Annotated in this window: 5 protein-coding genes; 1 reads left to right on the top strand and 4 read right to left on the bottom strand. The window is 70.7% G+C overall.

Going from position 1 to position 5,150, the window contains the following annotated elements:
- Positions 1-93: 93 nt before the first annotated feature.
- A complete protein-coding gene (locus IY392_RS00440; protein ID WP_194860243.1) occupies positions 94-1,371 on the top strand; it encodes a globin domain-containing protein in 1,278 nt (425 codons plus the stop codon).
- Between the two features lie 25 nt (positions 1,372-1,396).
- Here IY392_RS00440 and IY392_RS00435 read toward each other — a convergent pair whose 3' ends face one another.
- The 4 genes from IY392_RS00435 to IY392_RS00420 all read right to left on the bottom strand — a co-directional run bounded on the left by IY392_RS00435 (position 1,397) and on the right by IY392_RS00420 (position 4,977).
- Positions 1,397-2,203 (bottom strand): substrate-binding domain-containing protein, encoded by an 807-nt coding sequence (locus IY392_RS00435; RefSeq protein WP_194860242.1) that lies wholly within the window; start codon positions 2,201-2,203, stop codon positions 1,397-1,399.
- Between the two features lie 3 nt (positions 2,204-2,206).
- Positions 2,207-2,470, bottom strand: a complete 264-nt coding sequence (locus tag IY392_RS00430) for a MoaD/ThiS family protein (RefSeq protein WP_231750435.1) — start codon at positions 2,468-2,470, stop codon at positions 2,207-2,209.
- A gap of 53 nt (positions 2,471-2,523) precedes the next feature.
- Entirely contained in the window at positions 2,524-3,552 is a 1,029-nt protein-coding gene (moaA, locus tag IY392_RS00425; RefSeq protein WP_231750434.1) for a GTP 3',8-cyclase MoaA, read from the bottom strand.
- Between the two features lie 66 nt (positions 3,553-3,618).
- Positions 3,619-4,977: a uracil-xanthine permease family protein gene (locus tag IY392_RS00420; RefSeq protein WP_228548840.1), complete on the bottom strand. Its 1,359-nt coding sequence runs from the start codon at positions 4,975-4,977 to the stop codon at positions 3,619-3,621.
- Positions 4,978-5,150 lie beyond the last annotated feature (173 nt).

Genomic DNA, 5,150 nt, shown 5'->3' with positions numbered 1-5,150 from the left:
GGTGTGGGTCGGCGACCACCGACCCACACCCCCTCGACGCCCGGCACCCCAGGTGCCCGGGTGACCCCGTCGCGTCCACTGAAGGAGATCCGCATGACCACGTCGCTCACCTCACTCGAGACGATCCTCGCCCATCCGCGGGAGCTCTCGCCGCACCACGTCCCGATCATCCGCGACACGCTCCCGGTCATCGGGGCGCACATCGACGAGATCACCCCGGTGTTCTACCGCACGATGTTCGGCAACCACCCCGAGCTCCTGCGCGACACCTTCAACCGCGGCAACCAGAAGCTGGGCGCCCAGCAGCGCGCGCTCGCCGCCTCCATCGCCACCTTCGCGACGCTGCTGGTGGACGGGAAGAGCCCCGTCGACATGCTGGCCCGGATCGGCCACAAGCACGCGAGCCTCGGGATCACCGCCGACCAGTACCAGGTGGTCCACGACAACCTCTTCGACGCGATCGTCCAGGTGCTGGGCGAGGCGATCACCCCGGAGATCGCGGCCGCGTGGGACGAGGTGTACTGGATCATGGCGAGCGTCCTCGTAGACTTCGAGAACGCCCTCTACGCCGAGGCCCGGGTCGAGCCGGGAGACGTTTTCCGGACCGCCGTCGTCCTGGCCCGGGAGGACGTCACCGATTCCGTCACCGTGGTGACCCTCGGCGGTCCCGACGGTGGCGACCTGCCAGACTTCCGACCCGGCCAGTACACCTCCGTCGGAGTGGTGCTGCCCGACGGCGCGCGTCAGTTGCGTCAGTACTCGCTGTCGGCGGCGCCGGGGTCGGGCACGTGGCGGATCGGCGTCCGCCGGGTCGACGCGGTCTCCGGTGGCGCGGGTCCGTGCCCCGCCGGTGAGGTCTCCGGGTGGCTGCACGCCCACGCCAGGGTCGGCACCACGCTCCAGGTCACGCTGCCGTTCGGTGACCTGGTCCTGGACGCCGCGGGAACCGGGTCGGGCCCGGACGCGGCACCGGTCGTCCTGTGCTCGGCCGGGATCGGCATCACCCCGATGCTCGGCATGATCGCTCACCTGTCGGCGACCGACGATCCCCGGCGCGTGCTGATCCTGCACGCGGACCGCTCGCCCGACCAGCACGTTCTGGCCGAGGAGGTCGCCGGCGAGTCCTCACTGCTCGCCGATGCCGAGGTGCACACCTGGTACGAGCACGGCGCGGACGCGGCCTCCGGACCCGGGACGGTCCACCCGGGCCTCATGGACCCGGCCTCCGTCGGACTCCCGGCGGACGCACACGTCTTCCTGTGTGGCTCCACCGGCTTCCTCCAGTCGATGCGCCCGAGGTTCCTCGAGGCCGGGGTGCCCGAACACCGGATTCACGCCGAGCTCTTCGCCCCCAACGACTGGCTGGTCTAGTCCCGCGCGCCGGGCGGCACCCGGGTCACTCCGGCAGCGGTTCCAGCCCGACCCCCTCGAGCGCTCTGCGGCCGCGATCAGAGGTGACCAATTCGCGGAACCGGTCGGCAGCGACCCGCTCAGCTTCGCCGTCCGGGCCGCCCTCCCCACCGGGTACGCGGGCGAGGACGTACCGGGTCATGCCCGCTGACCTCATCAGCTCGCGTTCGCGGCCCTCCACCTCGACGGGCGCCACCCACCCGTTCGAACTCGCCACGTCCGTGCGGTAGACGATTCCCACGTCCATCTCACCGTCCGCGAGCCTGGCGGTGAGAGCGCGGGACCCACCCGATTCCCTCACGGCGTCCACGGGTTGCACCGACCAGGCCGTGAGCACCTTCTCGGTCGCCTTCCCGCACGGGGTGTCCACCGCGCACAGGCCCACCCTCAACTCCGGACGGGCCAGGTCGGCCATCTCTCGGACGTCGCGGGGGTTCCCGGCCGGGACCGCCACGACCACGTGGTTGCGGGCGAAGATCTGCGGCCCCACCGCAGCGCCCTGCTCTACTGCCGACTCCATCGCCTCCTCGCTCGCGGAGGCGAAGACGTTGAGGTCCGTGCGTTCGGACAACCCCCGGGCGATCTCGTCCGACCGCCCGAGTTCGAGATGGACCCGAACACCCGGGTTCTCCTCCTCGAAGATCCGGATGATGTCGACGAACGCCTCGGACAGCGACGGGGCGGCCGCCACCCCGAGCGAGACGACCGCGGTGGCCTCAGGCTCCTCGACCGCACAGGCGACGCCGGAACACATCAGGGCGACGCCCAACGCGAGCCCCGAACGCCGTCCCACCGGTCACCCTCCGGCGAACGGGGGCAGGACGTCGACCACGGAGACCCCGTCGATCGACGCGTGGGGATCGCGGGTGGTCTCCTCGCCGATGAGGAACGACGAGACCGTGACGATGCTGGCGAGCGGCTCACCGTGCCGCTCGCAGACCTCCCGGGCCAGTTCGCCGATGGTGGTCGCCTCCGTGAGGAGGCGCTCGCGCGCGGTGCCGGCCGCGTCCTCGGCCGCCGCGTAGTACCCCACGGTGATCATTCTGGATGTCGTGCTCACGTGGTCGACTCTAACCTCTGTCCCGGACACGCCGGCACCATTTTGTTGACAAATCATCCACCTATGGCGCCCATCGACCTGCGCGGCCGGTGGAACGCCGTCCCGCCGATGCCGTGCCCGGCCTGCTTGCCCCACATCGCCCCGCGCCAGACCCGGGCGATCTCCGCGTCCTGCGCGCCGGAACGCAGGACGCCCAGGACGTCGGTCTCGTCGTCGCTGAACAGACAGGATCTCACTGTGCCCTCCGCGGTCAACCTCGTCCGGTCGCAGGCCGCGCAGAAATTCCGGGTGACGGTGGCGATCACCCCGACGTGTGCCGGAGACCCCGCCACCGAACGTCCGACCACCTGCCACAACTCGGCCGGTGCGGACGGGTCCTCGCGGCCGGCGGGGACGAGGTCGAATCGCGCGCCCAGCACCTCGAGCAGCTCCTGCGCGGTGACCATCTCCACCCGGGACCAGGTGTTGTCGGCGTCGAGCGGCATCTCCTCGATGAACCGCAGCTGCACGCCCTCGGTCAGAGCCCATTCCAGCAGGTCCGGAGCCCCGGGCAGGGTCGCCCGCATCGGCACCGCGTTGACCTTGACCGGGTCGAGTCCCGCCTCGACCGCGGCCCGCACCCCGCGCAGGACCGACGGCAGTCGATCGCGGCGGGTGAGCTCCGCGAACTCCAGGCGGTTGACCGTGTCCAGCGAGATGTTGATCCGGTCGAGCCCGGCGTCGACCAGCGCGCCCACCCGGTGCTCGAGTCCGACACCGTTACTGGTCAGGGCGATCGGCAGGTCCGGGCACGCCGCCCTGGTCCCGGCGATGATCTGCTCGAGGTCCTGGCGCATCAGCGGTTCCCCGCCGGTGAAGCGCACCTCGCGCACCCCGAGTTCGTGGTGCGCGAGCGCGACCAGCCGGACCACCTCGTCGCCCGTCATCCGTGCGGCGTCGGGGATCGGGGGCAACCCCTCCTCCGGCATGCAGTACGTGCACCGCAGCGAGCATTTCTCCGTCAGCGACACGCGCAGGTCTCGCGCGGTGCGACCGAAGGTGTCGATGAGCACCGAGGTGTTCGGGGGGTCCTGCGTTGTCACGCGCACCTCCGATCTGCCGGCCGTCCGGGTCGAGTGTAGGCGCGCGCCCGCATCACCGGCGGGCGGCTACCTCTCCGGCACCTCCACCTCCGGGTTCGGCCCGAGGAGGGTGAGCTCGTGGATCTCGTCGCGCTCGGCCTGCGCTCTCAACTGCGGGGCGATCACCCGGGCGAGGTGGTAGCCCAGCACCACCACGAGGGTGCCGAGCGCGATCCCGCCGAGCTGGAAGTCGTCCGTCACGACCAGGGTCGTGTCGCCGACGGCGATCACCACGCCCGCCGCGACCGGGACCAGGTTGAGCGGGTTGCCGAAGTCGACCCGGTTCTCCTTCCAGATCTTGGCACCGAGCAGGCCGATCATGCCGTACAGGACCACCGTGATCCCGCCCAGCACCCCGCCGGGCGTCGCCGAGATCACCGCACCCAGCTTCGGCGAACACCCCAGGAGGATGGCGGTCAGGGCGGCCACCACATATGCGGCGGTGGAGTAGACCTTGGTCGCGGCCATCACCCCGATGTTCTCGGCATACGTCGTCGTCGCCGATCCACCGAACGAGGTGGCCAGGACGGTGCCCGCACCGTCGGCGGCCAGGGCCCGGCCCATCAGGCCGTCGGTCTCGGTGCGCGTGATCTCGCCGATCGCCTTGACGTGACCGGCGTTCTCGGCGATCAGGGCGATGATCCCGGGGACGATGAGCAGCACGAACGCGAGCGAGAAGTCCGGGGCGTGGATTCCCACCACGCCCGCGGCCTCGTCGGTCATGGGCGGCAGCCCGAGCCACGGCGCGTCCCACACTCCCGACCAGTCCACCCGCAGGTGCTCCGTCACCTCACCGGCGGTGGCGTTGAACGAGGTGATGGGCCCGGTCACCAGGTCGAGGACCCACGACAGGACATATCCGAAGATCAGCGCGAGGAAGATCGCGATCCGGCCGGCGAAGCCCTTCAGTCCCACGGTCATGAGGATCAGGGCGATCATCACCGTCAGTGCCACCCACTGGTCCTGCGGCCAGTAGGTCTCGGCCACGACGGGCGCCAGATTGAAGCCCAGCAGCATCACCACGGCCCCGGTGACGACCGGCGGGAGGATCGCGGTGACCACGCGCCCGCCCACCACGTGCACGATGATGCCGACGACGGCGAGCGTCGCACCCGCCACCAGCATCGCGCCGGTGACCTCCGCGCTCGTGCCACCCTGCGCGCGGATCGCCGCGACCGCCCCGACGAACGCGACCGAGGTGCCCAGGTAGCTGGGGACCTGCCCCTTGACGATGGCCAGGAACAGCAGCGTACAGACGCCGGAGAAGAGGATGGCGAGCTGTGGGTTGAGCCCCATGATGATGGGGAAGACGAACGTCGCGCCGAACATCGACACCACGTGCTGGGCGCCGATGCCGATGGTCCGGGGCCAGCTCAACCGTTCCATGGGGGCCACGACCTCGCCGGGCCTGATGCTCTTGCCGTCACCGTGGACGGTCCACAGCGTCGTTCTCCCCGGCCTTCTCGCCACCGTCGCCCCTTAGCTTCGCCGCCTGCGCCCCGCGCGCGGACCGTAGGCACAGTACAACGCGATTACCGTGGGGGCATGGCCTCCCACCC

Origin of the sequence: Dietzia sp. SYD-A1 (assembly GCF_015356725.1) — a bacterium.
In the GTDB taxonomy this organism is placed as follows: Bacteria; Actinomycetota; Actinomycetes; order Mycobacteriales; family Mycobacteriaceae; genus Dietzia.
This window is presented reverse-complemented; position numbering and strand designations above follow the sequence as displayed.